The organism is Priestia sp. P5_B4 (assembly GCF_056400385.1).
The window spans coordinates 1-629 of sequence record NZ_JBFULJ010001418.1 but is presented as its reverse complement, the minus strand read 5'-3'; the positions used below and the strand labels follow the sequence as shown (position 1 = coordinate 629).

Sequence of the window (629 nt, the reverse complement as noted above, 5' to 3'; positions counted from 1 at the left end):
CGATAGAACTAGCGCGTGATCCAAAACATTTAAGTACGCCTCTTCACTTTATTATTCGAGAATATTTTAATTCACAAAAAATTGCCGTTAATTACTTAAAGAAGTTTATCTCTTTGCATTCGAATGAGGTAAGTGTAGATAAGATATTTATGTGGTATGACATTATTGTTAAAGCTTTTGATCTATCTATTTATATCTTTATTCAAGAATATCATAAAAATACGCAAGAACAGCTGAACGCTCAGAAAGAGTTAATTAATGAATTAAGTTCTCCTGTTATCATGCTTCAAAATAAAGTTGCACTTCTGCCTCTTGTGGGGGATATTGGAACGGTCAAAAGTCAGTTTATTTTAGAGAACACGCTTCAGCAATGCTCGGAAAAAGGCGTTGAACATTTATGTATTGACCTGCTCGGTGTAGCTACGATTGATACGATGATGGCACAAGAGATTTTTAATTTGGTAAAAGCTCTTCGTTTAATTGGTGTGCAAACAATTTTATCTGGAATTCGACCGGAAATTTCTCAAACTGCTATTCGTTTAGGACTTTCATTTGAACATGTTAAAACTACTTCTTCTCTTGCACAAGCACTTAATTCTATTGGTTAAGCATATGGCTCTCTATTACAG

At 33.9% G+C, this 629-nt stretch carries 1 protein-coding gene; it reads left to right on the top strand.

From position 1 onward, the window contains the following. Positions 1–608 (top strand): STAS domain-containing protein (locus tag AC1DRF_RS31330; protein ID WP_477742743.1); only part of this gene is annotated, 608 nt, incomplete at its 5' end. Positions 609–629: the final 21 nt, after the last annotated feature.